Below are 24,814 nucleotides of genomic sequence, written 5' to 3' on the forward strand. Positions count from 1 at the left end.
GAATTAATCATTGCTGCTAATATGCAGATTTTGGGTAAAAAATACGGTCAAAATTTCAGTAATTTGCAGTTATCCGAACGGGCTAAAACCGCTTTAGCTAATATTGAAGAATTGCAACAGGAAGATGGTGGAATTGCAACCTATCCGGGTTCAAGAGTCTCTAGTCCTTTCCTTTCCGCTTATACAGGAGACGCCTTAGCTCAAGCTCAAAACGCGGGATTTTCGGTTAATTCTGAGTTGATTAATTCTCTAAAAACCTATTTAACTCAAGGTGTAAATGATCCCCTAAAATATGATTTTTGTACGGATGAAGTGTGCAAAAATCAAATCCGATTAAATGCTTTAATTGCTTTAGATAAACTCGGAGAAAAACGCAGTGATTTCTTAGATGATATTCTGCAAAATTTCGATCAATTTGATCCCCTCACCCAGATTAAACTGGTACGCTATTTATCTCAATTTCCTCAATGGAAACAGGAGTATGATACTCTATTTGAGCAAGTGCAAAAACAGATTTACGTCACCGGAAGAACGGCAACTCTGAACTTACCTCAAGGCTATAGTTGGTTGAATTCTGATACAGCAATTCAATCCCAAGGCTTGGGTTTATTGTTAACAAAAAATCCCCAATCTGCCACCGTTGATAAGCTGGTGGAAAGTTTATTAAATCTGCGTCGAGATGGAACTTGGGGAGGCAGTTATGATAACGCCCAGGCGTTAACAGCTTTAACTGCATATAGTCAAACTGAGGCGACACCCCCTAACTTTAAGGTGGCGATTACTTTAGCAGATCAAACTTTAGGAGAAACTCAATTCAAAGGGTATAAAGATTCTAATTTTAGTTTAAATATACCTATGTCAGAATTACCCAAAGGCAAAAATGATTTAATTTTAGAACCGTCAAATCAAGGCAAACTAAATTATTGGGTCGCCTATCGTTATCGTTTAGAAGGAAATCAACCCGGACGTTTAAATGGGTTAAGAATTACCCGCACAATTCGCCCAGCTAATGAGGATAAAATTTTACAAACAATTGACTTGAATAATCCTAAAGATCTGCTCAAGGTATCACCGGGACAAGTGTTTGATATCGGTTTAGATATTATTACCGATCATCCTATTGATCAAGTCATGATTACTGACCCCCTTCCCGCCGGATTTGAAGCGATTGATGCTAGTTTTAAAACCAGTAATTTAGCAGTAGAAGCGCAAGAAAGTAGTTGGCAAATTAATTATCAAACGGTTCACAATGACCGAATTACAGCCTATAGCGATCGCTTAGAACCAGGGATTTATCAACTGCATTATTTGGTTCGTTCTGTTACTCCTGGGGAATATTTATGGCCGGGTGCAGAAGCGAAATTACAACATACTCCCGAACAATTTGGTCGCAGTGCATCGACAACTTTATTAGTTTCTAAACCTTAGTTATGATCCCCCTAAATCCCCGTTATTAATTAGGACTTACGCAGAATACCCAATTATACACCATCTGTAGGGGCGAACGGCCGTTCGCCCCTACTAGATATGGTTGTTTTGCGTAAGTCCTGTTAATGGGGACTTTGAAATCGGTTTCCTCCTGTAGAGAGGTTCCATGGAACGTCTCTACAGGGGCAAATGTGTAGAAAACATTTACAGATTTAATATAATAAAGCAGAAAAAATGCTAAAATCAGAATAGTTTTAACCCACAGGATAAGGAAGCAAATCAATGTCTGTGATCGCGGTAATTGACTACGATATGGGGAATTTACACTCGGTTTGCAAAGGCTTAGAAAAAGCCGGGGTAAAACCTCAAGTGACTGACTCAGCCACAATTATTAAAAATGCCGATGCGGTTGTATTACCTGGGGTGGGTTCCTTTGACCCCGCTATGCAACATTTGCGATCGCGCAATTTAGTCGAACCAATTCAAGATGTAATTGCTTCCGATGTTCCCTTTTTAGGCATTTGTTTAGGGTTACAAATTCTGTTTGAATCTTCAGAAGAAGGTCAAGAAAAAGGCTTAGGAATATTCCCGGGAACTGTGCGCCGTTTCCAGTCCGAACCTGGGTTAACTATACCCCATATTGGTTGGAATCAACTATCTTTAACTCAACCAAATATTCCCTTATGGAAAACCATTGGTTCCCAACCTTGGGTTTATTTTGTCCATTCCTATTATGTTGATCCAACTGATAGGAATTTAACCGCCGCGACTATTCAACACGGAAGTCAAATTATTACGGCTGCGATCGCCAAAGATAACGTCATGGCGGTACAATTTCACCCGGAAAAATCCTCTAACGCTGGACTAAAAATTCTGGATAATTTTGTGGAATTAGTTGAAGGTAAAAATAAAAACTTTGAGATGATAAACCAGGTTTCTGTATAAATTTTGGGGATAAAATCAAAATTTCAGATTGAGAAACTCGGTTTCTGATTAATTGGAGGAATAAATTTTTGAGTTTAAGAATCTATGGAAACCGCCTATTAAAAACCTTACCCGGAGAAGAAACTAGACCAACATTAGCTAGGGTCAGGGAAGCGGTTTTTAATATTTGGCAAGGTAAAATAAAAGGCTGTCGCTGGTTGGATTTATGTACGGGTAGTGGTTCAATGGGGGCTGAGGCATTATGTCGGGGGGCGGCGGTTGTGATCGGGATTGAACAACACGGGAAAGCCTGTAAACTTATCCAAGAAAATTGGCAAACAATGGCGGATTCTTCCCAACAAATTCAAGTAATTCGAGGGGATATTTTAGGGAAATTAAAGACTTTATCCGGGCAAAAATTTGATTGTATTTATTTTGATCCGCCCTATAATAGCAATCTTTATCAACCCGTATTAGAAGCCATATCTCAATATCAACTCCTATCCGATCATGGAGAAATTGCCGTAGAACATCATCCCCATCGTTGGCAAATTCAACCCATTACAGAGTTAGAAATTTGTCGAGAAAAAACCTATGGCAATTGTGCTTTAACATTTTATAGTTTAAAATAATAAAGGGTAATTCCGTAATCATTTGTAGGGGCGGGTTATGTTCGATTTTTGTGAATCACCTAAATCTGGATAAACCCGCCCCTACAAGAATTTATCAGTCCGATAATTGTTGACTATTACCCTGTTACTGAGCGAAGTCGAAGTATTACCCTGTTACTGAGCGAAGTCGAAGTATTACCCATTAACGGAGTTTTTATGTCCTACGAAAAAGAAAAAGAAATTGCCATTGCAGCCACATTAAGCGCCTGGAAACTGTGCGAAAGAGTGCGGGAAAATATTCCGCAAGCGATGGAAAAAATTGATAAAAGTCCGGTGACGGTAGCTGATTATGGATCTCAAGCAATTATTTGTAAAGCTTTAGCAGAAGCATTTCCGAATGATCCGGTAGTTGGGGAAGAAGACGCCACGGAATTACAAACCCCAGAAATGGCGGAAAACCTAGCAAAAATCACTCAATATGTCCAAGAAATTATTCCCGATGCTACTTCAGAACAGATTATAAACTGGATTAATCAAGGGAATGGCAAGGTTAAAAAAAGGTTTTGGACATTAGACCCAATTGATGGGACAAAAGGCTTTTTAAGACAGGATCAATATGCGATCGCCTTGGCTTTAATTGAGGATGGAGAGGTGAAAGTTGGGGTGATGGGATGCCCAGCCTATCCGGTGGAAAATCATCAACCTGGGGCGTTATTTGTAGCAGTTAGGGGACAGGGATCAACGATGTTAATTCCGGCAACGGGGGAAGAAATTCCGATTCAAGTTGTCGCTGAAAATGATATGGAAAATCTGCGATTTGTGGGCAGTATTGAAGCCAGTCATGGTGATATTGATCGTCAAGATGCTGTGGCAAAAGCGGTGGGAATTGTGGCGTCAGCAGTTAAGATGGATTCGCAGGCAAAATATGGGGCGGTGGCGTCTGGAAAAGCGGCGTTATATTTGCGACTTCCTTCTCCTAAAACCCCTAATTATCGGGAGAATATTTGGGATCATGCGGCGGGTGCAATTGTAGTAGAAGAAGCGGGGGGACGGGTGACTGATATGGTGGGTAAACCGTTGGATTTTGCTTCTAATCCTAAGATGTTAGAAAATCGGGGAATTATTGTGAGTAATGGGATTATTCATGATACGGTTTTAGCCGCATTAAATCCATAAATTATCCGAATTATCTTAAGTCTCCGAAGCCCGAAATTTGTTTCCGGGCTGTAGAGACGTGCCATGGCGCGTCTCTCCCATGGCGCGTCTCTACAGAGATTCTGAATCACATAACTTTTTAACGGAATTTACGTTCGGATTCGTCAATTGGTAAATCGTTAATACTGGCTTCCCGTCGCTGCATTAACCCATTGGGGGCAAATTCCCATTGTTCGTTACCATAGGCGCGATACCACTGACCCGAATCCGTGCGATATTCATACTCAAATGCGACAGAAATTCGGTTATCAGTGAAACTCCATAACTTTTTTTTCAAACGATAATCTAGTTCTGTATTCCACTTGCGAGTCAGAAATTCTCGAATTTTGTCCCGTCCCGTAAAAAATTCCGCCCGATTTCGCCAAACGGAATCCTCTGTATAAGCTAATGCAACTCGTTCGGGATCACAGGTATTCCAAGCATCCTCAGCGGCTTGTACTTTGGCTTTAGCGGTTTCCAGGGTAAAGGGTGGTAAGGGGGGTCTAGTTTCCATGAGAGATTCTCCTTGATGATGATGATTAAGTTTATGGGTTGTTGTTATGGGTTGTTGGGAGGGTTGCTTAATTGCTCTAACTCTACAATTCGAGTTTGTAGGGGTGTGATCATTGCTTCCACTTCCGCCTCAGAATATCGGATGGGGATATGTTGGGGACAATTCTCACTAATAGCTTCAACATGAAAAATAATCGCCCGTTCAATTTCTGAAGGATCGTTAGGCATTTTTAATTGTGCAATTAATACCGGATCTCCTTCAATATATTCAGCTTTTCCCCAAATTTTAATCCGTTGGCGGTGACGATAATCCATTAAAAACAAAAAGGCTTTATTGTTTCCTGATAGATTCCCAACGCTAATGTACTGCACATTCCCCGAAAAATCAGCAAAGCCTAATGTCTTCTCATTCATCACCTTTAAAAAACCCGGCTTCCCCCCCCGAAATTGAATATAGGGATAGCCATTAGAACCAACAGTTCCTAAATAAAACCCGTCTAATTGATCAATCAAGTCCTGAATTTTGGGAGTGATCGTATCATTAGCATCCCCATTCGCAATATAGCGTTGATAGGTTTGCCTCGATCCGCGTAATTCCTGGGCGGCTTCAACTTCTGGGGTAAAGGCAATTTCTCCAAATTTGCGGGGCATACTCACCTCCTACACCGTCACAGGTTGTGGAATCCCGATCATACTCACAAAGCCCGGAAGATGTTGCAGGCGATCGCACCAAGCCAAAATATGGGGATAATTATCCAGAGCAATCTGACCATCGGGAGCGAGGGCAACGTAGGGAAACACGGCAATATCAGCAAGAGTTGGATGTCCTAACTCCAACCATTCTTTGTTTGATAAATGAGTATTAAGTTGGGTTAAAATGAATTCGGCTGTTTGATTCGCCCGTTCTAAATTAATGCTAGTGACGTTGAAGCGATAATACAATCGCGCTGACTCTGGCCCTTGGCGAATTTCTCCAGCCGTTGTTGATAGCCAACGAATCACCCGACTTAGGGGTTCTGCCTCCATTGGCAACCATTTATCCCCCCCATATCGCCGTGCCAAATACACTAAAATCGCCTGAGCATCCGCCAAAATGATATCATCATGCACCAGTAGGGGAACTTGTCCAAAGGGATTGAGGGCAAGAAATTCTGGCTGTTTGTGTTCTCCAGCCATTAAGTCAACCTTAATCCACTCGTAATCTAAGGCTAACAGAGACAGCATTAATTTGACTTTGTAGCTGTTTCCAGACAGTTCATGACCATAAAGCTTAATCATGTCGGTTCTCGGTAAGAATTGTACCGTGCGTTCGGTATATTTGGACTGTACCAATTGTTCGGTACAATGTCAAGAGATGGAACCCATAATTTTTATCCCGGTCTAAAAATGCCCAAAGAAACCTATGTTCCCTGCCTTCTGCAACTGTTTCGACAGTACGGCTATGATGGAGCTACCCTATCCAAGATTTCGCAAGCCACGGGATTAGGGAAAGCCAGTCTGTACCACCACTTTCCAGGGGGAAAGAATGAGATGGTTAAGGCGGTGCTGGATTATTTGGAACAATGGTCGGAGGAAAATCTGTTGTCCACTTTGCGGGGGGAGGGGGATGCAGAGTCTCGACTCCGAAGAATGTGCGATCGCCTGAATCAACTGTATCAAGGGGGACAGCAACCCTGTGTATTTGTCATTTTGCTATCGGGTTCAGCCAGGGATGTTTTTCATGATCAAGTTAAAGGGTTATTTGTCACTTGGATTGATGCGATCGCTCAAGTCTTAATCGAAGCCGGAATGGATGAAAAATTAGCCCAAGAAAGGGGAGAAGATGCCGCGATCGCAATTCAAGGAGGATTAATTTTATCCCAAGGTTTAGATAATCCCTCTGCCTTTCAACGGGTGATTCAACAATTACCAAAACAACTCTGTAATTTAGATAAATAACCACTTTCTCTACTGACGACGAGATGAATTTAAAGAACGAATAAAACCCATGATTTCTTGATCGCTTGGTTTAAATTTTAACGCCATTAATGCCGAAACCCTAGCATTTTGATATTGCTTCATCCTCGCTAAAATTTGAGCTTTTAACATCCAGAGTTGAGGATTTTGATCATCTAAACTTAAAGCCCTTTCCACAGAACTTAACGCTTGAGAATAGAGTTGTAACTTCATTAATATTTCTCCGCGTAATTGCCAAATAGTTTCCTGTTGATTATCCAGTTTTAACCCTTGATCTAAAGATAGAATCGCCTCTTGATAATCCTGGATTTGATAATAAGCAATTCCTCGATTAATCAAAGCCGGAACAAAATCAGGTTTTAAATTAATCGCCCGGTTATAGGATTCAATCGCCTCTTGATGCTGTTTTAACTGCTTCATCAATAAATTTCCCCTAGAATACCAAATCTGATAATCGTCATTGTAAAAACTTTTGTAGGGGAATACCGGCACTATATCCTAATGTCACCCGAGAAACCGATCCCAATTCTGGATTACTAAAAATTTGCCCCTCCGATTGACCATGAATGCCAATAACTCGACCCTCCCGATCTAAAATCGGAGATCCGCTCATTCCCACCTGCGTCCTATTAGTATAGAATAAATCATATCCTCGGGTAAAAGGTTCTTTAATTAAGGAGTTTTTTTCGGCTTCACTAATTAATAAACCCGTCGTAAATACTCGTCTGCGGTCAGCAATGGGTAACTTAGAATCGGGCCAGCCTGAAATAAAAATATATTCCGATTGGCTATCATAATTATAATCAGCCAGACGAGCAATAGAATAAGTTTTGTCGCTGCTAAAAGGGATAAGAGCTAAATCAATTCCCGGTAATTTAATCACCTGATTGTAGTCAATGGGATATTGTTCACCATCAACAGTAATTACGGTATATTCATCGGGACTTTTAACAACGTGATTTGCTGTTAATACATAATAAGTATTTTGATTTTTAGCAATAATTACTCCCGACCCCGGATTTAACCCATCAATTAACACAGTAATCGACTGACTGATGCGGTTGATCTCCTCGGTGGTTAATCCCATGACTTTAGGATTTAAACCCAAAGTTAATATCAGACCGAATATAATAGATAAGCCAATTTTAAAAAACCGATAACGGATGAATCGAAAGCTCATTTTCCCCTCCTAATTTGTTCTGACTTATAACTCCTTCTTTCTTCCATCGGTTTTTTATTGATCCGGTTTCAATAACTGATCAATTAACTATTCCCTATTTTGGTATTCCCTGCTATATAATTAATATCAACTTAAAAAAGGGATTGTTACCCTTAATTTAAGTATCGTAATCTTTAACATTTATTATGCTGGCAAAACGAATTTTACCTTGTTTGGATGTGAAAGCAGGTCGAGTGGTAAAGGGGGTTAATTTTGTTGATTTAAAAGATGCTGGTGATCCCGTGGAATTGGCGGCGGCTTATAATGATGCTGGAGCCGATGAATTAGTATTTTTGGATATCACCGCCACCCATGAAGACCGAGATATTATTTTTGATGTGGTTTATCGCACCGCCGAACAGGTATTTATTCCCTTAACGGTGGGAGGTGGGATTCAAAACTTAGAAATGATTAAAAACTTATTAAGAGCCGGAGCAGATAAAGTTAGTATTAATTCCGCCGCCGTGCGTGATCCTGACTTAATTAATCGAGCCAGCGATCGCTTTGGGGTGCAATGTATTGTAGTAGCAATTGATGCCCGTCGGCGCACAAATCCCGATAATCCTGGTTGGGATGTTTATGTGCGAGGCGGTCGGGAAAATACCGGAATTGATGCTCTAAAATGGGCGAAAGAAGTTACAAAAAGAGGTGCGGGAGAACTTCTAGTTACCAGTATGGATGCCGATGGAACCCAAGCGGGCTATGATTTAGAATTAACTCGAACTATTGCCGAATCCGTGGAAATTCCGGTGATTGCATCGGGAGGTGCCGGGACTTGTGAGCATATTTATCAAGCCCTAACCCAAGGGAAAGCTGAAGCCGCTTTATTAGCCTCCCTATTGCATTATGGTCAATTAAGTGTGGCAGAAATTAAGACCTATTTAGCAAAACATCAAGTTCCGGTGAGGAATCCTGATATTTTGTAAAGGCTAGGTCATTTTTTATTTGGCCTACACAAATATTTGTTGATACCGAATTCGCGCCATAATTAGACTATTCCAAAGAAAAAACAGTGATTCTCCACCACCAGAGCGAAGAATTTTTTCAGCAATTTTTCTCACGTCTATCTGTTGATTCACTTTTTGATCAGCTAGATAAACACCGAGTAAAGCTCGATTTATCATGTGATGAAACTGTTTATGCGGTAACTGAGAAACAGCTTGATCAGCCTTTTTGAGAAAGTAAACAAGCCGTTCAGTTATTTCCTTTTGACTATGATAGTAAGTACAAAAATTCAAATCACCCCCTATCCTGTCTTCTTCTTGGTCAATCAAATAGTCAAGCATAATATGAAGTCCTTTTTATATATTAAATTAAAATCTTTAAGTATCATCTATCGCTTGGAACAGTTTTGATTAAAATATTATCTATAATTAGACAGATATCAGTCAATAATCAGTGATCAGTGCGCTCTGACTCATCAGTATATTGGTTGATAATCCTAAAAAATCCCCCGAAATGTTTGAGCAACAATTTAGTAAAATAAAACAGCCCTGCCTTAAAAATGGGGTGAGGGCGGATCGATTCCCTCTTGCATAATTAGCAGATTTATATTAATCTGGATCAAAGAATTCATCAAATAAACGATTTAGATGTTAGATCAAGCCAACGAGTTATTCCAGCAAGGGATTTTACACTATCAAAATGCAGAATATCAAGCCGCTTTAGCATCTTGGCAAGAAGCTCTCCACACCTACCGAAACCTACAGGATCGCAAACGGGAAGGGGCAGCTTGGGGGAATCTAGGGGTTGTACATGAAGCCCTATTAAGCCCGGAATTAGCGATCAATTGCTATCAACAACATTTAGAGATCGCCCAGGAAATTCAAGATCCCAAGGGAGAAATGAATGCTTTAATTAATCTTAGCAATATTTACTATAATTTAGCAGACTATTTTAAAGCCCTAGAATACCAAAATCAACGGTTAGCCCTCGCCCGTCAGTTTTTAGATCCCCGCACGGAAGAACAGGCATTATCCGTATTAGGAAAAATCTATCTCGTCCAAGAACAATTTGAATTGGCAAGTGAGGCTTATAAACAACAATTAACCCTCGCCCAAGCTCACCACAATTATCCCAGTCAAGGTCAGGTTTTTAACCATTTAAAACTCATCTATGAGCAGTTAGAACAATGGGAACAAGTTGAATATTATTATCAACAGCATCAAGCTATTTTTCGAGACTTTTTAATAGAAAATCCCGGAAATATTCTACAGCAAGCCCAAAATATAGGCTTAGATCCTTTGTTTGACTTTGCCGGAATGGATTTAAGTCATCTTGATTTTAATTACGCCGATTTAAAAGGGGCAAATTTAGAAAAAACCAACCTCAGTTATGCTAATTTAACCTTGGCGGATTTGAGCGGAGCTATTTTAAAAGAAGCTAATCTCAGTTATGCTATTTTAACAAACGCTAATTTACGCGACGCCGATTTAAGCGGTGCTAACCTCAGCGAAGCCGATGTCAGGACAAAAATGCCCAGGGCGAATCTGAGTCATGCCAACTTAACCCATGCTAACTTGATCAGTGCCTATTTACCCTACGCCAACTTGACCCAAGCCAACCTCAGTCAAGCCAATTTGAACTTTGCCGACCTAACCGGGGTAAAATTTCAAGGTGTGAACCTAACAGGCGCTAATTTTAGCCAAGCCGAGACTAAAAATGCCCAGGTCACAAACGTTGATTTTACCGAGGTAGTGGGAATTTCCCAGCGAATTAAATCCGAGTTAGTCAAACAAGGGGCAATTTTTAGGGAAAATAAAGATTAGGTTAGTAGAACATCCTAGGTGTTAGTGGTTAACCCTCGGTGATGTTTAATGATATTAATAAACAAAACCATTAAAACTATTATGACTGGTGTAGAAGGACTTTGGCCCCATAATCTTAGCCCCAACCGCTTGGCGGTGTTGGAACGTAAATTGGTACTTTGGTTACAAAAACAACCTTTACCTGCTGATATTCACGAAATAGCACTCCATTATAAAACCCATGAAGACCTACAATTGTTAACTCAAAAAGCCGCGGCCCAAGGGTGTCATTTTTCTGATTTACAAACAACAGTACAAGCCATTATATCGGCAAAAACCGATGATTTTTTAGAGTTAGCGGAAATTGCTGGTTTAAATCCCTTAGAAGATTTTGCCCAAGCGAAACTATTAGGAGCTAAGTTAAGTGGATTGGATTTAAGTGGGGCAAAATTAAGTAATGCCTACTTACGAGGCGCGGATTTAAGCGATATTAACTTAACGAATGCTGATTTAAGAAACGTGAATTTAGGGGGGGCGGATTTAAGTGGAGCCCTATTAAGTGATACGGATTTAAGTGGCGCAGATTTGCACCGGGTGAGTTTAGCTTTAGCGAATTTAAGTGGAGCTAATTTAAGCAATGTTAATTTGGAAGATGCTAATTTAAGTAATTGTAATTTAAGCGATGCCAATTTAACGGGAGCTTGTTTAAAAAATGCTGATTTACGTCAAGCTGGATTAGCTTTAACCAATTTAGCTGGGGTAGATTTTACCGGAGCAAATGTTAAAGAAGCTCGACTCTGGCATGATGCCGGATTATCTGAAGAATTGAAAGAGAATTTAATCCATCGGGGTGCAATTTTTGATGAAATTTCAGAATAAATAAAAAAAAGCGATCGCTCCCGTGTGCCGTAGGCATATCAGGCTTTAAACAGAGCGATCGCGCGAACGTGCCGTAGGCATATCGCTTCTTTTAGGATAAAAAACCTCAACAATATGTTGAGGCTTTGATCCTTATCGTCGTTAGGAGAAATATTTCTTTGAGGATTTGAGTAGCAGGGTAAAAAAAGAGAAATTTTTAATGGGGGTGATATTGCACTGGGATAGGAGTTTGGAGATAACACCCCTGCTAGGCTGATGAACCTCCAAACCCCTCGAAAATGTTACAGATTAGACCCTCACACCTGTAGTAAGTAGGTGGTCATAAATAGAGTTAAAATAAGAAATGAAGAAATATCAGAGGAATAGTCATGCCACTGAGGTTAAGAATTCAACTAACAGAAGAAGAAAAACAAGAGCTACTAACTCTGTATCAGCAAGAGAAAGTTCCGAAAAGAACAAGGCAGAGAATAGATATATTAATGTTTAGTGATGGAGGATGGATGGTCTCAAAAATAGCCCAGACTTTAAGGTGTTCAGAAGCCATGGTAAGAAAAACAATAACTCGATGGATAAATCAAGAAAAAGAAGGATTATTTGATGCTCCTCGTTCGGGAAGAAAACGGAGGTGGAAAGAAGAAGATATAGAATATTTAGAAACTTGTATAGAGTCAGATGAAAGAACTTATAATAGCCGTCAACTGTCGGAAAAACTTCTGCGAGAGAGAGCGATCGCACTAAGCGCAGAAAGAATTAGAAAAATCTTAAAAAAAAAAGACTGGCGCTGGAAAAGAACAAAAGCCAGTTTAAAGAAAAAACAGAATCCCGAAAAAACAGCGAGCAAGAAAAGAGATTTGGAGACGTTAAAGCGTTATGAAGAAGAGGGTTTGGTCAGATTAAAATATTTAGATGAGGCAGGTTTTTGTTTATGGAGTCCTGTGAGTTACACCTATGTAAAAAAGGGGAAGCAGAAACAAATAAACCAGACGAAAAAGCGAGGAAAAAGATTGAATGTAATTGGAGTATTAGAAAAAGGAAAAAGTTTTGAGTACGGTTTAAGTTTGTCAGGAATTACAAGTGAGAATTACATAAAATTTATAGATTGGCAAGCGGAAAAAGCTGAAAAGCATTTTCAAAATACTCGACAAATTACCGTACTGATTCAAGATAACTACAGTGTCCATAAAAGTCAAAAAATACAAGAAAAAGAAAGGGAGTGGCAAGACAAAAAATTAGAATTTTTCTTCCTGTCTGCTTATAGCCCTGAATTGAATGAAATCGAACCAGAATGGCATCAATTAAAAACTCATGAACTGGCGGGAAGAATGTTTGAAGATGAATATGATTTGAGCCAAGCTGTGATTCAAGCCATTGAAGATAGAAACGAAAGAAATGATTGTACCTGCGATCGCTTGCGATTTAATTCCCTGAGTAACTCTCAAGAATTATCCTAAACAATCTTTTTCTATTATTGACTTTATTTATGACCACCTACTTAGGATTTTTATTCAGAGTAAAAAATTATGATTTTTTGTTACTTTTCTAGGATTTTTAAAATATTGTAAATTCTTAAATCGGCTAATTTTAGCACAATTGCAACCCTTTCAATATTATTATAGAGAGTGATGACAATCTACTCGATAAAGAAATTGCTATGTTTGATGCCTTAAGTGAACGGTTTGAATCCACTTGGAAGAAACTCCGAGGTCAAGATAAAATTAGTGAGTCTAATATTCAAGATGCCCTAAAAGAAGTCCGTCGCGCCCTGCTCGAAGCCGATGTTAACCTGCAAGTGGTTAAGGAATTTGTGGCGGAAGTGGGCGAAAAAGCCCAGGGAGCAGCAGTCGTGTCCGGTGTGCGACCCGGAGAACAGTTCGTTAAAATCGTCCATGATCAATTGGTCAACGTCATGGGGGAAAGTAACGTTCCCCTCGCCCAAGCGGACACCGCCCCAACCATTATATTAATGGCCGGGTTGCAAGGGACAGGAAAAACCACCGCCACGGCAAAATTAGCCCTACATTTGAGAAAGGAAAATCGCACTACTTTGTTAGTTGCTACGGACATTTATCGCCCAGCGGCAATTAATCAATTAATCACATTAGGCAAACAAATTAACGTTCCTGTGTTTGAAATGGGAACCGATACCGACCCCGTAGAAATTGCCCGTCAAGGGGTCGAATATGCCCGAAATCAAGATATTGATACCGTCATTATTGACACCGCCGGACGTCTGCAAATAGACGAAAATATGATGGCGGAATTAGCGCAAATTAAAGAAACCATTGAACCCCATGAAACCCTGTTAGTGGTGGATGCCATGACGGGTCAAGAAGCCGCTAATTTAACCCGCACCTTTAACGACCAAATTGGGATTACTGGGGCGATTTTAACTAAGATGGATGGGGATAGTCGTGGCGGGGCGGCGCTATCAATTCGTCGGGTATCGGGGGCTCCGATTAAATTTGTCGGGGTGGGGGAAAAAGTTGAAGCGCTACAACCTTTTTACCCTGACCGAGTTGCCTCTCGAATTTTAGGCATGGGGGATATTTTAACCTTAGTTGAAAAAGCCCAAGAGGAATTCGACTTGGCGGATGCCGAGAGAATGCAGGAAAAAATTGTGACGGCAAAATTTGATTTTACCGACTTCCTGCGTCAAACTCGAATGATGAAAAATATGGGATCTTTGGGGGGATTAATTAAGTTAATTCCGGGGATGAATAAGATTTCCCAAGACCAATTAGACCAGGGAGAAGCACAATTAAAACGGTCGGAAGCGATGATTAATTCCATGACCGTTAATGAGCGCAAAAACCCCGATTTATTAGCTAGTTCTCCTTCCCGTCGCAAACGTATTGCTAAGGGTTCAGGAATGCTAGAAAAAGATGTGATGAAGTTAGTTAGTGATTTCCAAAAAATGCGGGTAATGATGCAACAAATGAGTCAAGGAATGATGCCGGGAATGGGAGGTATGCCCGGAATGGGAGGTATGCCCGGAATGCCCGGAATGCCCGGAATGGGAGGAGGTTATCCCGGGGCGGCGAAAGCCAAGAAAAAGAAAGACAAGAAGAAAAAAGGTTTCGGTCAACTCTAACCCCTCCCCTCGTTCCAAGGTTCTACCTTGGAATGCCAACCGGAGGCTCTGCCTCCGATATTTTATCAAATAATTGATCAATAGTTTATATATTATACCGAGCGAGGACGCTCGCACTACCTCATGTTTTATTTATAATTTGGTCGGGACTCCAACTTAATAAACATTCTTCCCCAGGAAATGAAGCACCTTCTTTATCCTTCCAAGTTAAATAAATTTTTACAGAAATATTTAATTTTTTAACCATCTTTAAAATGCCCTTCCAAGCGTGATCAGATGAAACATTTTGAATGGATATATTGAGTTTTTCTACAAACTTATAACCCTTTTCTGTATATTCTCCATCAGTAATATTAAAACTGGTAACTAATATCAACTTATCATAGGATTTTTCACGAGAATTAATTTTATTCACTGCTATAATATGAATTTCTTCGATAATTTCATTCCAACCAGGATTAGTTAAATGTAAATTATTTAAAATTACTTTTGTTACTTTACTATGTGCTAATTTAGGTGGATTTTCGGGATTTAATTTACGAATAGGCTTAACCTCGTTCTGGTGCTGTTCATAAAAATCTAGTAGTTTTTCAATAACGCTGGCTGAAGTATCTGTTAGTGGTTCTGCGATCGCTTGAAGACGAGTAAAAATAGGCTTGGAGATACGAATAACTTTACCTTGAGTCATATTTCTCAATCCATTACTATGTGATATTGTTACATAGTAACATTGTTACAGGAAAATCGTCAAGAGTAAGCTGTTAATTATCTAAATTTTTGAGGTGATCCAAGCTAGTAAGGGGTTTCAGCCTCTAAAATATGCAGTTTAAATGCTAAACAGCTTATTCTTAAGTCTGGAATGCTAATCGGAAGCTCTGTCTCCTTCGGCGGTGACGATTTTTTTATCCATCCTCCGGGTTGTCCTTGACGACGATTAACCCAAACTGTTTCAAGGACTAACCCATCCTTTAACCTCCGTATCCGTTAAAGGTTTTTCCATCTTCATACTTTCACTACGAGCCGCATTTAATAAATGTTTCATCGTCACAGCTTCATTAGAATCCGCCGCCAAAAAAGCAGCATTCATAGCAATATTACGAATATTCCCCCCGGCTACACTTAGTTTAGCTAATTTATTCACATCCACCCCTTCTAATGGCATTTCCTTGGGAAAAATTCGACGCCAAATTTCAGCCCGTTGGGTCACATCGGGAAACGGAAACTGCACCACAAACCGAATTCTTCGCAAAAATGCACTATCTAACGCCCCCTTTAAATTCGTAGTTAAAATTGCTAACCCTCCATAAGCTTCCATCCGTTGTAATAAATAACTAACCTCAATATTTGCATGGCGGTCATGGGAATCTTTCACATCAGAACGTTTTCCAAATAAAGCATCCGCTTCATCAAAAAGTAAAATCGCTCCACCCGTTTCCGCCGCATCAAAAACCCGTCGCAAATTCTTCTCCGTTTCCCCAATATATTTACTCACCACTGAACTCAGATCAATCCGATATAAATCTAAATTTAACTCCTGAGCCATCACTTCCGCCGCCGTAGTTTTTCCCGTCCCACTAGGGCCAGCAAATAACGCACTAATTCCTAAACCCCGTCCGCCTTTTTTAGCAAACCCCCAACCCTCATAAACTTTAACGCGCTGGCGAACATGGGCAATCACCGCTTTTAGAGTTTGTGACTGCATTTCAGGTAATACCAAATCCTCCCAACTCGCACTCGGTTCAATTCGTTGGGCTAAATCTTCCATCCGAGGACGAGCTTGGGCGCGACAAGCCTCCCATAAAGTATTATTTAGCTGATCATAATCCTCACTTACACTTATTTGTCCGAGGGTACTGGCACAAGCCGCAGCAATAGCGGGGGCATTCAGGTTAAATTGTCCGACTAAGTGTTCTATAATCTCCGGCAACTCCTCACGCTCCATCACCAGCGCCTCCTCCCATAATAGGTATTGTTCTGAGTTGGTAGGTTTGCTAACTTCAAAATTAACTAACGGGCGCTGTCTCTGACTAATCCGATCTCGTGTGGTAATAATCAGAGGACTATTAATTTGTTCAATGATCTGGGCCACAACATTTCCGTCCCGATCTGAACCATCTACCTCGTCGCAGTTTAAGACTAATCCACTATTACACAAAACCGCTTCCCGATCCCACAACCGCAGCAGTTGAGATAGTTCGTTTCGGTTGCTGGGTAAGTGATCGGCACTGAGTAAATGGGCATCCAGTCCCAATATTTTACAGGCGGATAGGGCGATCGCCCGTTTGCTACTGGTATCTTCTCCACAGAGTTGCACTGCTGGTACAATGTCATTTCCGGCACTCTGAGACAGGGTTTCTGCCAACTGTTCGGCTAACTGTTGGTGAGAGGGGACTAATTGATTTTCTCCTTTTAGTGGCTCAATTATTCCCATCAGTCGCTCATCTAAGTGCTGGACTCCCACCAAGTAATGCAGGATGCGCTCGTCAATACGGAGGGGACTCTGGGTAAGTGCCGATCCACTACCGATCTCAATTAATCGCCAGTGTCGTAGGGGAGCCGTAGGGGTGAGGGCGTTCCAATGGGGGTTATCTAGGCTACTGAGGGCTAAACTGAAGGTGGGATAAACTTTTTGCGAGTCCCCTTGAGCCAGGGCGCACAAGCTGGCAAAACTGGCGTCTAATTCCATACCTGCACAGATCATCAATAAGTCCCGTTCAAAGGTGGACAAGCCAAACACCCGACAGATCTGTTGTAGAGATGAATGATCCGAGAGTTCCAAAGTAGCCGTCGGCTTTGGAGTCTGACTATCTTGACTGGCTTTCCATTCCAGTACCAGTCGCACTTGAGCCAGTGCCACCATCAGGGATTCTTGGTTTGCTTTTTGCCAGTCTTGCACAGAAACAGCGTTCATTTTGGGTGAAAACTCAATTGTAGTAAGTCCTTTAGGACTCTTAGCCAGATTTGTATATAGGCCCTAAAGAAGCCCTGAAGGGCTTACTACTAGGGGATGGTGATCGTTGGACTAATATACTGATCAAAGGTGGGACTATGGCGATCGCTATCAATTTGACAGAGACTTTCCGCACCATCCACTTGAATCCTCACTAAATAGTTGCTATTTTTAATAGCTTTAAGTGAGAAGATAAGCCGAACAGTATTATTATTCCGAGGCTGGGCGTTAAAAATGTAAGCGGCAGGCTGTAGGCTTGTCTGTTCATTTAAAATCAGAATCACTCGCTGATCTTGACCGACCCTCACGTCTGTCACCACTTCTACCTCAGCATCACGAGGCTCGTCGTCTGTTCCTGACCCATCCAACAGATTCACCTCCTTGATACCTGGTCGCAACACAAACGGAGCCACATTGGACTCAACCCGCTCTTGCATGGGGCTATTGGTGCTTCCCCTTTCTAACCTTTGACCGTGAATTACCTGTAACCCCTGAACCCCGGGTCGGAGTGCCTCTGGTGGCACTAAGGTTAAAGCTAAGGTAATCTCCTGATCTTGCACCGTACCCGGTGCCACTTCCACACCCCCAATTCTAATCGAGGCATTGGCATTGGCAAGCATTTTACCTCGAATTAATAAGGTACTATGGGTGAAAATAGGCTGATATCGACCTTCGGTTGACATGACAAAATCAATCGTCGGTTGTTTGCTAAATGCCCAGGCGTTCAGGCTGCGATCGCGGATCGGCAGTGCTACCATTGCAGGTTCCTCACCATCTAACACCACAACTGTAATTTTATAGATCACAGATAAAACATAAGGGGTCTGAAAAAAGACCGACCAAACCTTCGATAATTCATCCGTTGAAACCGGAACAAATTCCGCTCGAATCATCTCAATTTGTTCTGATAGATCGGAATTTGCTAAAAAAGGATAACTGGGATCATTTACCGTTTCTCGAATCATTTGAGACGATAAAACCGCTCGATCTTCGAGTGTTCGGATTGCACTTCCTAATAAGCGCTGAGGCTCCAATTCTATCTCATTCCCATAACAACTTAACAGATAGTATAAATCTATAGGTAATTGATTCCGCTTTGTTAATTCTCCCTTCCGTTGGCGGGGTGGCATATCTGCATTTCCCAGAGAGGTATTGCGCTTCAAATGGTAGAGGTAAATACTAATTCCTGTTTCTGGAGTTCCCCCTGTATTTTCTGGACGGTTTGTTGTCACCCTTGCCCCCTCCACATCCATCTGCACAGATTGTTGTAACATCCTCTGCAATGTTGCCGTCACAGTGGCAATACCTAAATAATTACTCATACTTTAATTTTTCTTAAACAAGACCCAGATGTAACGACCGAACAATCGCTCGACTACGGCTATCTACGTCTAATTTTTCAAATATTGTTGTTAAGTGGGCTTTGACTGTTGCTACGGTAATATAAAGGGAACTAGCTATTTCTTGATTTCGGTATCCCTCCACCAATAATTTTAGGACTTCCCGTTCTCTGTTTGTTAAATTATAGGGATTATAGCTATTTAATTCCGTTAGTTGATCACATAGTTTATTGGGTTGAGGGGCTATTGATTGATATTGGTTTATCTGAAAAGCGTGAAAGAATCGGGCTGCAACTTCTGGACATAAATAAACTTGATTATTCAGCGCCGCCGTAATCGCAATAGGTAGTTGCGTCGGTAAATTTTCCTTTAACAGATATCCCCAAGCTCCGGCTTGCATTGTCGCAAAAATACTACTTTCCTCTCCTAAAGAAGACAACACCAAAATTTTGCTATCATTCTGATTCTGTTCTGATTTTTGACTTAAACTTCTGATCATTTCAATACCCTCATCAGGTGCCTGAAATAAATCCCAGTCTAGGAAAATTAAACTGGGTTTACATTGGGCAGCCATACTCAGGACAGGTTTAATTGAACTCGCGTTACCAACTAGCTGAATTTGCCATGACGAACTCAAGTTATAAACTCTAAGTAATACCTGCAAACTCTTACAAAAATGCAATTCACAGGTTACAAGCATAACTGCAATTGTTTCTGGTAAAATACTCTTAGGCATAAGCCTAGAAACACTTGCACGCCCTTGATTAGAAGTGTGATTAAGTTGATGTACCCACATATCAAGTCTAATTAAAACTAATATGATTTGATGCCCCAAAAGGAAGTTTGTGTAATTAACACTATATTTCAATATAACATCTATCTTCAGATATAAATTTAATTTTTGCGACTCAATCCTCAATATATTTGTATAGAAACCTAACAAATTAATAAGAAAAATAAAGTAATGTTAAATATAATTCATGAATTACCCCCTACATCTAGGGTTACATCCCCAAATTTGCGTAAGTCCTGTAATAACCTATTCAAAAAGCCAAAAAATTTCGACCAAAGTCTATAACCCCTGGGGTCTATTTCACCTTAATCTAGGCACATTAACTAATAGTAATCAGGACAAACCCGATCTGGGCTGCATAGCAAATTGTTGAGCAGCACTCGAAGGCTAAATATTGATATAAGGAAAAGAAATATGGCAAGACTTGACTATTTTGCTCCAGGTGTCTATGTAGAAGAAGTTGATAGAGGAAGTCGTCCGATAGCAGGAGTCCCCACCGCGATCGCCGGATTTCTCGGTTTTACCGAAGATGTGCGCGGTGGTGCCGAAATGTTCAAACCCATGTTAGTCACCACTTGGAGCCAATACCTCCAGTATTTCGCCCGCCCCAATTCCGACGGCTTCACCGACTTCAACGCCTACCTGCCCTTTTCAGTTTACGGCTGGTTTTTAAACGGTGGCGGCCGTTGTTGGGTAACCAGTATCGGCACCAGATTACCAGGTTCTGCGGCTCCAGCACCAACGGAATTAGGCACAGAGGTAATGAACCGCGCCAAACGTCCCGCCCTGCGGTTTTCCCTGAACGATCCCGGAATAGCCTCAACCGAAAACATTAACGGCGCTTTAGTATCAGCTAACGAGAGAACCATCCGCGTTAGGATTACCGAAGGGCAACCCAAAACCCCAGCACCCGCCCTCCCCCCAACCTCCTCAGCAGAGGCAGGTACAGAGGCAGATCAGGCAACACAGACAAGGGCAATCACTGCTATACCCGCGAACACAGGGGAATACTTCACCGTTGTCATCACCCAAGGTGGCGAGGAACTAGAACGCTACGAACACCTGACCATGAACGCCCAAGCCGACGTCGCCGTGGCCGATTATGTGTTCAATGCCCTGCAAGAGTCCAGCTATATTCGGATCACAGACATTTCCCTTACAGGTAGCCCCCTAGCAAAACGCCCCAATAATGGCTTTTATGAAGTCAGTCCCCCGCCGCTGGACGTTCAGCCCGAACTATTTAGTCAATATGTCGAAGGTGGACGGGATGATCGCACAGGGGTAAGGGGTCTATTTGAAATCGACGACGTGACCATTGTTGCCTGTCCCGACTTAATGCGCGTGTACGAAGCCGGATTGATGAACCTCGATCAGCTTCATGGGATCATGGATATGATGCTCAGTCTCAGTGAAGGTGCGACGGCGGGCGATATCCCCAACCCACCAAACCGAATGGTGATTCTCGATACTCCTCCCGATCGAGTTAAACCCCAAGATGTGGCCCGTTGGCTCACCGAAGACTTTAACCGTCGTTCTCAATTTGCGGCTCTCTACTATCCTTGGATCAGAGTTCCCAACCCCCGGAATGCCGGGCGTCCGATTTCCATTCCTCCCTGTGGATATGTTGCAGGTGTCTGGTCACGGGTGGATGAAACCAGAGGCGTCCATAAGGCTCCCGCCAATGAAGTCCCCCGGGGTCTCGTCGGTTTGAGTTATGACTGCAACTTCCGGGAACAGGAATTATTAAACCCCTTGGGAATTAACTGTATCCGCAGTTTCCCCAACCGAGGTCTCAGGATTTGGGGCGCCCGAACCCTGGTGGAAGCGGATAATATTCAATGGCGTTATATTAACGTCCGTCGCTTGATGAGCTACATTGAAAAATCCATTGAACAGGGAACCCAGTGGGTCGTCTTTGAACCCAACGATGAAGACCTGTGGCAACGGGTTAAACGCACCCTCGGTAATTTCCTTGACTCCCTCTGGCGCGAAGGAGCCCTAGTTGGCGGTAGTCCGGCTCAAGCCTACTACGTCAAGTGTGACGAAGAAATTAATACCCCACAAACGATGCTATTAGGCCGTTTGTATGTTGAAGTCGGTGTAGCCCCCGTTCGTCCTGCTGAATTTGTGATCTTCCGCATGAGTCAGATCACCGGTGATGAAAACGAAGAAGAAGGTGGCGAATTCAGTTAAATACAAGCCCGGTTTGGGGTTTAGGGTTTCAGGTATTAGGGTCAATCCACAGCATTACTGCATAGTAATTATTTTCCCCCATTCCCCATTCCCCATTCCCCATTCCCCATTCGTAATTCGTAATTCGTAATTCGTAATTCGTAATTCCCATTACCCATTACCCATTCCTAATTTCCCCACTAAAAACTTACAAAAGGAATAAAAATATGGTCGGAGTTGTTACTACTGTTGCCTCTCGATTTTATGTAGAGTTTGACGGAATTACTCAGGCTCAAATCAAAAGTATGGCTCAAATTTCCTATGAAGGCAAAGTCACAGGAAATGCTAAACCCATAGGTTCATCAAAAGGCGGAATTCATGACCGACAAACCACCTCGGGCGGTTACGATTCTAACCCCGCCATGACCGTTGAAGTTTACCTGTGCGATTCTCCCCAAGGTGCCAGCGCCCAAATGTACAAATGGTTTCAAGAATGCTTACCCGTTAGTGAGGGCGGTAACGGTAACTGGTCAAATAACCGTAAAAGTGGCTCAGTTGTTGTTTATGACCCCAACGGTAAGGAAATCCTCCGGTGGAATTTAGAACGCGCTTGGCCGAAAAAATACTCCATTGCCGATGCGGATGTCACAGGTCAAGATCTAGCAGTAGAAACCTATGAACTGGTGGCTGAACGAATTAATAAAGTCAAATCCGTCAGTGGTGCTGCCGTTACCTATGGTGGTCGGTGACATATTACGAATTACGAATTACGAATTACGAATTACGAGACAATTAGCTAACTCCTAATTTATTAATTTATTAATTCGTAATTGTTAATTGCCAACATACCTCCCGATAAATCGGGCCAGATGAGCGACAGTAAGTTAAAACAAAATCAATCTAACTATTAATTAGGAGGAATATTTAAAATGACCGCAGCAACTCAGAGAAGCCTAATGGAATACCTGACAGTTTCTCGCTTTTACTTAGAAATTAATAATAATACAAGGCTACTGATTTCCAAAGCTAGTGGACTTTCAATTACCATTGATCCCGCTTCTGAGGGCAAGCCTATCGGAACCCGCAAAGGTCTGACTACGGATACACAAACCACCCCCGCCACCGTCAGTTATCAAAATATTACCCTAGAGTTTGTAACAGCAATTGACAACGATATTCTGTTGCAATGGTATGTGGATTCACACCCACAAGCAATGGGGAAAGGCGGTCGGCAAACCATGGCTCGGCGTTACGAAGCTTCCCTGGTTTTCTACAAACAAGATGGTTCAGAAGGCGCCCGATGGAATATTAAAGATGCCATTCCCGCTAAATACAAAACCACTCAGGTAAAAGCTGACAGTGCCGATATTTTTAAAGAAACCATTGAAGTTGCTCACGCCGGGATGCTCCGGGTTCCTGTTGGGGGAAGTAAGCTCTAACGACAGGCAATAGGGAATGGGCAATGGGCAATGGGCAATGGGTAAAGATATTCTCTATTGCTATTGCCTATTGCCCATTCCCTGTCTTTCTCCCATTGCCTATTGCCTATTCCCTATTCCCTATTTGGTATGCAAATTAATCAAGACCAATTAAAACAAAATTTATCAGAGATTCTTACCATTGCTCGCTTTTATGTTGAGCTAAAACTGAACGGAAGCAGCGATCCTGTTGATGCCTATTTTATGGAATGCAAAGGGTTTAAATATACCCAAAGTTTAATAGAATTAGCTGAAGTTTTTCCCCAACCTTGGGGCAAAGCTAAACGGGGACGAGTCCTAAGAACAAAAATGCCGGGAAATGAAAAAGTTAATAATATTAATTTGCGTCGCGGTCTAAGTGCATCAACTACCTTATGGAAATGGATTGAGAATGTACAAGCAGGTCAATGGGCAACTCAAAGTTATGATGGTTCTTTAGTCATCTATCGCCAAAGTAGTGAAGAAGGTGCTCGGTTTAATTTTAAAGGGGCTTGGCCTGTTTCCTACACCGTTGCTGACAACATTGTTTCTGGTTCAGATCTTGCTTTTGAGGAACTAGAATTAGCAGTAGAAAGCTTTCAGCGAGTTCCTACCCTTCCAAAATCCTTGTCATGATCCAAACTGAATTTGAGTTTACCCTACCCAAAGGATACCTAGATGAACAGGGGGATTGTCACCGTCAGGGTGTAATGCGATTATCCCGGGCTATTGATGAAATTGTTCCCATGCGCGATCCTAGAGTTAAATCAAATCCAGCCTATGCGACTGTAATTATTCTCTCTCGTGTTATTACTCAGTTAGGCACTTTAGAAGAAATTTCACCCATGGTAATTGAAAATCTATTTGCCTCCGATTTAAGCTATTTACAGAAGTTTTATCGCTACATCAATGACTTAGAGGAAGACCAACCTGACTCTCCCACCCCATCCCCAGTTTATGATCAACCTGAATAGCTCTGAATTAACGATGTTTGATGGAAAACCAATCTCCGATCACCTTTAGTTTTTCCCTACCCGTCGGGTTACTGGACACCCAAGACAGACGACACCGGGACGGGGAAATGCGTTTAGCCACAGGCCAAGATGAATTATACCAGACCGACCCTCGCAGCTTGGAAAATCAGGCCTATGGCACTCTGATCTTGCTTTCACGGGTTATTCTCCAGTTAGGGGAATTATCACCCGTCACCCCAGAAGATTTAGAAGGACTGTTTCTCACCGACTGGCAATATTTACAGGAAGTTTACAACGCTATTAACCCCCCAGAATCGGCAATTTCTACCACGGGGGAGTTGTAGGCTACCCCCAAGAGGAGTTATATCGGGAGGTAGCCTTTATTGCATTTCACTTTCACTGGTCACGGGAGGAAATTCTGAATTTAGACCACCGAGAAAGACAGCGTTGGGTTCAGGAAATCGCCTATTTAGTTGATTCCCAGTCCTAATCAATTTTATCAAAAAGGGGAGCCAGAAGACTCGCACCAAAAGGAACGTTGGTGTCGGGAGGATGTCAATGATACA

General features: G+C 41.8%; 28 protein-coding genes. 17 read left to right on the forward strand and 11 right to left on the reverse strand.

The features are described from left to right. The 4 genes from PL9631_RS16460 to PL9631_RS16475 all read left to right on the forward strand — a co-directional run. Nucleotides 1–1,428: alpha-2-macroglobulin family protein (locus PL9631_RS16460; protein ID WP_456238470.1), on the forward strand; the 1,428-nt coding region annotated here is incomplete at its 5' end. 282 nt (nt 1,429–1,710) lie between these two features. After that, a complete protein-coding gene (gene hisH, locus PL9631_RS16465) occupies nt 1,711–2,373 on the forward strand; it encodes an imidazole glycerol phosphate synthase subunit HisH (protein ID WP_083621953.1) in 663 nt (220 codons plus the stop codon). A 68-nt stretch (nt 2,374–2,441) separates the two neighbouring features. Next, nucleotides 2,442–2,984: a 16S rRNA (guanine(966)-N(2))-methyltransferase RsmD gene (gene rsmD / locus PL9631_RS16470; protein WP_083621955.1), complete on the forward strand. Its 543-nt coding sequence runs from the start codon at nt 2,442–2,444 to the stop codon at nt 2,982–2,984. 195 nt (nt 2,985–3,179) lie between these two features. Continuing rightward, nucleotides 3,180–4,139: a 3'(2'),5'-bisphosphate nucleotidase gene (locus PL9631_RS16475; RefSeq protein WP_083621957.1), complete on the forward strand. Its 960-nt coding sequence runs from the start codon at nt 3,180–3,182 to the stop codon at nt 4,137–4,139. A 118-nt stretch (nt 4,140–4,257) separates the two neighbouring features. Here PL9631_RS16475 and PL9631_RS16480 read toward each other — a convergent pair whose 3' ends face one another. The 3 genes from PL9631_RS16480 to PL9631_RS16490 are packed head-to-tail and all read right to left on the reverse strand — an operon-like array spanning nt 4,258 to nt 5,948. Continuing rightward, a complete protein-coding gene (locus PL9631_RS16480) occupies nt 4,258–4,671 on the reverse strand; it encodes a nuclear transport factor 2 family protein (protein WP_083621958.1) in 414 nt (137 codons plus the stop codon). Nucleotides 4,672–4,715: 44 nt separating this feature from the next. Beyond that, nucleotides 4,716–5,321 carry a pyridoxamine 5'-phosphate oxidase family protein gene (locus tag PL9631_RS16485; RefSeq protein WP_083621959.1) on the reverse strand — a complete coding sequence of 202 codons (606 nt, stop codon included), beginning with the start codon at nt 5,319–5,321 and terminating at the stop codon, nt 4,716–4,718. A gap of 9 nt (nt 5,322–5,330) precedes the next feature. Then, a complete protein-coding gene (locus PL9631_RS16490; protein WP_083621961.1) occupies nt 5,331–5,948 on the reverse strand; it encodes a glutathione S-transferase family protein in 618 nt (205 codons plus the stop codon). A gap of 66 nt (nt 5,949–6,014) precedes the next feature. Between PL9631_RS16490 and PL9631_RS16495 the strand changes: the two genes are divergently transcribed. Further along, nucleotides 6,015–6,608 carry a TetR/AcrR family transcriptional regulator gene (locus PL9631_RS16495; protein ID WP_197046389.1) on the forward strand — a complete coding sequence of 198 codons (594 nt, stop codon included), beginning with the start codon at nt 6,015–6,017 and terminating at the stop codon, nt 6,606–6,608. A gap of 9 nt (nt 6,609–6,617) precedes the next feature. On the opposite strand, the gene PL9631_RS16500 is transcribed toward PL9631_RS16495, so the two are convergent. Together PL9631_RS16500 and PL9631_RS16505 are read right to left on the reverse strand one after the other, a co-directional pair. Next, on the reverse strand, nt 6,618–7,046 hold the full coding sequence (locus PL9631_RS16500) for a tetratricopeptide repeat protein (RefSeq protein WP_156090592.1): 429 nt from the start codon (nt 7,044–7,046) through the stop codon (nt 6,618–6,620). A 37-nt stretch (nt 7,047–7,083) separates the two neighbouring features. After that, entirely contained in the window at nt 7,084–7,806 is a 723-nt protein-coding gene (locus PL9631_RS16505; RefSeq protein ID WP_156090593.1) for a S1 family peptidase, read from the reverse strand. Nucleotides 7,807–7,991: 185 nt separating this feature from the next. On the opposite strand from PL9631_RS16505, the gene hisF reads away from it, so the two are divergent. Then, a complete protein-coding gene (gene hisF / locus PL9631_RS16510; protein ID WP_083621962.1) occupies nt 7,992–8,771 on the forward strand; it encodes an imidazole glycerol phosphate synthase subunit HisF in 780 nt (259 codons plus the stop codon). Between the two features lie 24 nt (nt 8,772–8,795). Here the strand turns inward: hisF and PL9631_RS16515 are convergent, their stop codons facing one another. Then, nucleotides 8,796–9,131: a DUF2600 family protein gene (locus tag PL9631_RS16515; RefSeq protein ID WP_156090594.1), complete on the reverse strand. Its 336-nt coding sequence runs from the start codon at nt 9,129–9,131 to the stop codon at nt 8,796–8,798. A 306-nt stretch (nt 9,132–9,437) separates the two neighbouring features. On the opposite strand from PL9631_RS16515, the gene PL9631_RS16520 reads away from it, so the two are divergent. From PL9631_RS16520 to ffh, 4 genes are all read left to right on the forward strand, one after another. After that, nucleotides 9,438–10,613, forward strand: a complete 1,176-nt coding sequence (locus tag PL9631_RS16520; protein ID WP_083621963.1) for a pentapeptide repeat-containing protein — start codon at nt 9,438–9,440, stop codon at nt 10,611–10,613. An 81-nt stretch (nt 10,614–10,694) separates the two neighbouring features. Next, nucleotides 10,695–11,471, forward strand: coding sequence for a pentapeptide repeat-containing protein (locus PL9631_RS16525; protein WP_083622141.1), 777 nt, complete (start codon nt 10,695–10,697; stop codon nt 11,469–11,471). Nucleotides 11,472–11,839: 368 nt separating this feature from the next. Next, the gene (locus PL9631_RS16530) at nt 11,840–12,922 is read left to right on the forward strand and encodes an IS630 family transposase (protein WP_083616166.1); all 1,083 of its coding nucleotides are present in this window, start codon (nt 11,840–11,842) and stop codon (nt 12,920–12,922) included. Between the two features lie 200 nt (nt 12,923–13,122). Further along, nucleotides 13,123–14,562 (forward strand): signal recognition particle protein, encoded by a 1,440-nt coding sequence (gene ffh, locus PL9631_RS16535; protein ID WP_083621965.1) that lies wholly within the window; start codon nt 13,123–13,125, stop codon nt 14,560–14,562. 121 nt (nt 14,563–14,683) lie between these two features. Here ffh and PL9631_RS16540 read toward each other — a convergent pair whose 3' ends face one another. The 4 genes from PL9631_RS16540 to PL9631_RS16555 form a co-directional block, all read right to left on the reverse strand. After that, on the reverse strand, nt 14,684–15,250 hold the full coding sequence (locus PL9631_RS16540; protein WP_083621967.1) for a T4SS efffector SepA family protein: 567 nt from the start codon (nt 15,248–15,250) through the stop codon (nt 14,684–14,686). Between the two features lie 261 nt (nt 15,251–15,511). After that, nucleotides 15,512–17,473 carry an ATP-binding protein gene (locus PL9631_RS16545; protein WP_083621969.1) on the reverse strand — a complete coding sequence of 654 codons (1,962 nt, stop codon included), beginning with the start codon at nt 17,471–17,473 and terminating at the stop codon, nt 15,512–15,514. A gap of 89 nt (nt 17,474–17,562) precedes the next feature. Then, nucleotides 17,563–18,834 (reverse strand): DUF4255 domain-containing protein, encoded by a 1,272-nt coding sequence (locus PL9631_RS16550; RefSeq protein WP_083621971.1) that lies wholly within the window; start codon nt 18,832–18,834, stop codon nt 17,563–17,565. A gap of 13 nt (nt 18,835–18,847) precedes the next feature. After that, nucleotides 18,848–19,588 carry a LuxR C-terminal-related transcriptional regulator gene (locus tag PL9631_RS16555; protein ID WP_083621973.1) on the reverse strand — a complete coding sequence of 247 codons (741 nt, stop codon included), beginning with the start codon at nt 19,586–19,588 and terminating at the stop codon, nt 18,848–18,850. A gap of 471 nt (nt 19,589–20,059) precedes the next feature. On the opposite strand from PL9631_RS16555, the gene PL9631_RS16560 reads away from it, so the two are divergent. Next, a complete protein-coding gene (locus PL9631_RS16560; protein WP_083621975.1) occupies nt 20,060–21,838 on the forward strand; it encodes a phage tail sheath family protein in 1,779 nt (592 codons plus the stop codon). Nucleotides 21,839–21,866: 28 nt separating this feature from the next. On the opposite strand, the gene PL9631_RS27060 is transcribed toward PL9631_RS16560, so the two are convergent. After that, the gene (locus tag PL9631_RS27060; RefSeq protein ID WP_269321705.1) at nt 21,867–21,989 is read right to left on the reverse strand and encodes a hypothetical protein; all 123 of its coding nucleotides are present in this window, start codon (nt 21,987–21,989) and stop codon (nt 21,867–21,869) included. A gap of 55 nt (nt 21,990–22,044) precedes the next feature. Between PL9631_RS27060 and PL9631_RS16565 the strand changes: the two genes are divergently transcribed. From PL9631_RS16565 to PL9631_RS27205, 6 genes are all read left to right on the forward strand, one after another. Next, a complete protein-coding gene (locus PL9631_RS16565; RefSeq protein ID WP_083621977.1) occupies nt 22,045–22,566 on the forward strand; it encodes a phage tail protein in 522 nt (173 codons plus the stop codon). Between the two features lie 180 nt (nt 22,567–22,746). Further along, nucleotides 22,747–23,256, forward strand: a complete 510-nt coding sequence (locus tag PL9631_RS16570) for a phage tail protein (protein ID WP_231516754.1) — start codon at nt 22,747–22,749, stop codon at nt 23,254–23,256. Between the two features lie 129 nt (nt 23,257–23,385). Next, a complete protein-coding gene (locus PL9631_RS16575) occupies nt 23,386–23,910 on the forward strand; it encodes a phage tail protein (RefSeq protein WP_042155423.1) in 525 nt (174 codons plus the stop codon). After that, a complete protein-coding gene (locus PL9631_RS16580) occupies nt 23,907–24,248 on the forward strand; it encodes a hypothetical protein (RefSeq protein WP_083621979.1) in 342 nt (113 codons plus the stop codon). The genes PL9631_RS16575 and PL9631_RS16580 overlap by 4 nt, the downstream gene beginning before the upstream one ends. Nucleotides 24,249–24,268: 20 nt before the next feature. Then, complete coding sequence (locus tag PL9631_RS16585; RefSeq protein ID WP_083621981.1) at nt 24,269–24,592, forward strand: hypothetical protein; 324 nt, start codon at nt 24,269–24,271, stop codon at nt 24,590–24,592. After that, nucleotides 24,562–24,738, forward strand: a complete 177-nt coding sequence (locus PL9631_RS27205; RefSeq protein ID WP_331281270.1) for a DUF6760 family protein — start codon at nt 24,562–24,564, stop codon at nt 24,736–24,738. The genes PL9631_RS16585 and PL9631_RS27205 overlap by 31 nt, the downstream gene beginning before the upstream one ends. The last annotated feature ends 76 nt before the right edge of the window (nt 24,739–24,814 follow it).

This window comes from Planktothrix paucivesiculata PCC 9631, from assembly GCF_900009265.2.
Taxonomy (GTDB): domain Bacteria; phylum Cyanobacteriota; class Cyanobacteriia; order Cyanobacteriales; family Microcoleaceae; genus Planktothrix; species Planktothrix paucivesiculata.

Bases quoted from the DNA above. Each gene is read 5' to 3' on its own strand.
- PL9631_RS16565 (WP_083621977.1), top strand. From the start codon at position 22,045: ATGGTCGGAGTTGTTACTACTGTTGCCTCTCGATTTTATGTAGAGTTT.
- PL9631_RS16555 (WP_083621973.1), bottom strand. From the start codon at position 19,588: ATGCCTAAGAGTATTTTACCAGAAACAATTGCAGTTATGCTTGTAACC.
- PL9631_RS16515 (WP_156090594.1), bottom strand. From the start codon at position 9,131: ATGCTTGACTATTTGATTGACCAAGAAGAAGACAGGATAGGGGGTGAT.
- PL9631_RS16480 (WP_083621958.1), bottom strand. From the start codon at position 4,671: ATGGAAACTAGACCCCCCTTACCACCCTTTACCCTGGAAACCGCTAAA.
- PL9631_RS16475 (WP_083621957.1), top strand. From the start codon at position 3,180: ATGTCCTACGAAAAAGAAAAAGAAATTGCCATTGCAGCCACATTAAGC.
- PL9631_RS16490 (WP_083621961.1), bottom strand. From the start codon at position 5,948: ATGATTAAGCTTTATGGTCATGAACTGTCTGGAAACAGCTACAAAGTC.
- PL9631_RS16525 (WP_083622141.1), top strand. From the start codon at position 10,695: ATGACTGGTGTAGAAGGACTTTGGCCCCATAATCTTAGCCCCAACCGC.
- PL9631_RS16500 (WP_156090592.1), bottom strand. From the start codon at position 7,046: ATGAAGCAGTTAAAACAGCATCAAGAGGCGATTGAATCCTATAACCGG.
- PL9631_RS16585 (WP_083621981.1), top strand. From the start codon at position 24,269: ATGGAAAACCAATCTCCGATCACCTTTAGTTTTTCCCTACCCGTCGGG.
- hisF (WP_083621962.1), top strand. From the start codon at position 7,992: ATGCTGGCAAAACGAATTTTACCTTGTTTGGATGTGAAAGCAGGTCGA.
- PL9631_RS16570 (WP_231516754.1), top strand. From the start codon at position 22,747: ATGACCGCAGCAACTCAGAGAAGCCTAATGGAATACCTGACAGTTTCT.
- PL9631_RS16505 (WP_156090593.1), bottom strand. From the start codon at position 7,806: ATGAGCTTTCGATTCATCCGTTATCGGTTTTTTAAAATTGGCTTATCT.
- PL9631_RS16560 (WP_083621975.1), top strand. From the start codon at position 20,060: ATGGCAAGACTTGACTATTTTGCTCCAGGTGTCTATGTAGAAGAAGTT.
- PL9631_RS16545 (WP_083621969.1), bottom strand. From the start codon at position 17,473: ATGAACGCTGTTTCTGTGCAAGACTGGCAAAAAGCAAACCAAGAATCC.
- hisH (WP_083621953.1), top strand. From the start codon at position 1,711: ATGTCTGTGATCGCGGTAATTGACTACGATATGGGGAATTTACACTCG.
- PL9631_RS16575 (WP_042155423.1), top strand. From the start codon at position 23,386: ATGCAAATTAATCAAGACCAATTAAAACAAAATTTATCAGAGATTCTT.
- PL9631_RS27060 (WP_269321705.1), bottom strand. From the start codon at position 21,989: ATGGGAATTACGAATTACGAATTACGAATTACGAATTACGAATGGGGA.
- PL9631_RS16495 (WP_197046389.1), top strand. From the start codon at position 6,015: ATGTCAAGAGATGGAACCCATAATTTTTATCCCGGTCTAAAAATGCCC.
- PL9631_RS16530 (WP_083616166.1), top strand. From the start codon at position 11,840: ATGCCACTGAGGTTAAGAATTCAACTAACAGAAGAAGAAAAACAAGAG.
- PL9631_RS16520 (WP_083621963.1), top strand. From the start codon at position 9,438: ATGTTAGATCAAGCCAACGAGTTATTCCAGCAAGGGATTTTACACTAT.
- PL9631_RS16550 (WP_083621971.1), bottom strand. From the start codon at position 18,834: ATGAGTAATTATTTAGGTATTGCCACTGTGACGGCAACATTGCAGAGG.
- PL9631_RS16485 (WP_083621959.1), bottom strand. From the start codon at position 5,321: ATGCCCCGCAAATTTGGAGAAATTGCCTTTACCCCAGAAGTTGAAGCC.
- PL9631_RS16540 (WP_083621967.1), bottom strand. From the start codon at position 15,250: ATGACTCAAGGTAAAGTTATTCGTATCTCCAAGCCTATTTTTACTCGT.
- ffh (WP_083621965.1), top strand. From the start codon at position 13,123: ATGTTTGATGCCTTAAGTGAACGGTTTGAATCCACTTGGAAGAAACTC.
- PL9631_RS16580 (WP_083621979.1), top strand. From the start codon at position 23,907: ATGATCCAAACTGAATTTGAGTTTACCCTACCCAAAGGATACCTAGAT.